This window comes from Capnocytophaga sp. oral taxon 326 str. F0382, assembly GCF_000318295.1.
GTDB classification, from domain to species: domain Bacteria; phylum Bacteroidota; class Bacteroidia; order Flavobacteriales; family Flavobacteriaceae; genus Capnocytophaga; species Capnocytophaga periodontitidis.
The window spans coordinates 7,223-8,623 of sequence record NZ_KB291378.1; the positions used below are offsets into that span (position 1 = coordinate 7,223).

A 1,401-nucleotide genomic window follows, 5' to 3' on the forward strand; every position below is an offset into this window, starting at 1 on the left:
TTTGTCAAAGTCCAAGGACTTTGACAAAGTGTATAAATCGTGTAACTCGCACCAAATTAACAAATTAATATGAAACACTTAAAACAATTTTTAGCTGTAGCACTTGGTTTAGTGCTCTTAAACGCTTGTAAAAAAGACGACAACAATGGAATCCCTACAGGGACTCTTTCTGTAACCTTTCATTTACAAGCCCCCGACAAGGTAGCTATCACTCAATACGCTATCCTCACCCTTACTCTTACCGAGCTCAACAAGAATGAGAAGGTAGAAAAGGTATATCACAATGTATCAAGTAGTGATTTTAAGTTGGAATTATCTGCAGGTAGTTATGAAGTACGCGCTGTAGGTAGCGTAAATTACACCCAAGGTGCCACCACCGCCACGGGTGAAGTAGCAGGATTTGTAAGTAAGATTGATATTCTTACAGCTACTACCTACACAGTACCCCTTAGCCTAAAACTCACTCCCTCAGGAGAAGGAGATTTTATCATTGAAGAAATTTTCTTTACAGGTACAACCACTCCAGAAGGTAAACAGTATTTTGGTGATCAGTACATCAAATTGTATAACCCTACTAATAAAGTTCTCTATGCCGATGGTTTGGTTTTAGCAGATTCTGAGTTTCTAACAGTAAACAAAAGAGATTACACCCCCAATGTAATGGCAGAAGCCTTTACAGCAGGAAGTATGGTGCAGATTCCAGGTACAGGCACTCAATATCCTGTGCAACCAGGGAAGTCTATTGTAATTGCTGAACAAGGAATTAATCATAAAGAAAATAATCCTAATTCTATAGACCTTTCAAAAGCTGATTTTGAAAGCTTCTACCCTCCAAAAGTGAAAGACGTTGATGGGGTAGGAGTAACTAACAATATCAACTTATATGGTGTTTTTATAATTAATAATAGAGGCAATAGAAGTTATGTGATAGCACGTTTCCCTGAAGGTACTGCTACTTCTACACTTCAGTATAACTATGAATACAAAATAGGAACAAAATTAATGCAGAGACAGGCTTTGAAAATCCCTAATAATTGGATAGTAGATGCTGTAAATTTAAGTACTAAAAAAGGGTTCGAGTGGATAGTTACAGCTCCCTCTTTAGATGCTGGTTATACTTATGTAGCTAATGATGAAAAAGATGCTTCTCGTTACGGCAAATCTGTACGCCGTAAAGTCCTCTCTCAAAATAACGGTAAAACTGTTTTTAAAGACACCAATAACTCTACCGACGATTTCGAGATACTCACTACACCCACACTTAAAAAGTAATAACTAACAGTTAACAAGTAAGTAGGTGCATTGCAAACTTTGTCAAAGTCCTTGGACTTTGACAAAGTATATAAATGATAATCAATTACTTTTATAGTATGTTATGTAAGGGCGTTTTGCAAACGCCCT

The 1,401-nt window shown here is 36.9% G+C and carries 1 protein-coding gene; it reads left to right on the plus strand.

Features of this window, described 5'->3' with window-relative positions:
• The first annotated feature begins 69 nt into the window (after positions 1-69).
• On the plus strand, positions 70-1,272 hold the full coding sequence (locus HMPREF9073_RS02525) for a DUF4876 domain-containing protein (RefSeq protein ID WP_009412409.1): 1,203 nt from the start codon (positions 70-72) through the stop codon (positions 1,270-1,272).
• Positions 1,273-1,401 lie beyond the last annotated feature (129 nt).

What these genes read in the sequence shown, in the direction of transcription:
- HMPREF9073_RS02525 (WP_009412409.1), top strand. Translation starts at nt 70, where the DNA reads ATGAAACACTTAAAACAATTTTTAGCTGTAGCACTTGGTTTAGTGCTC.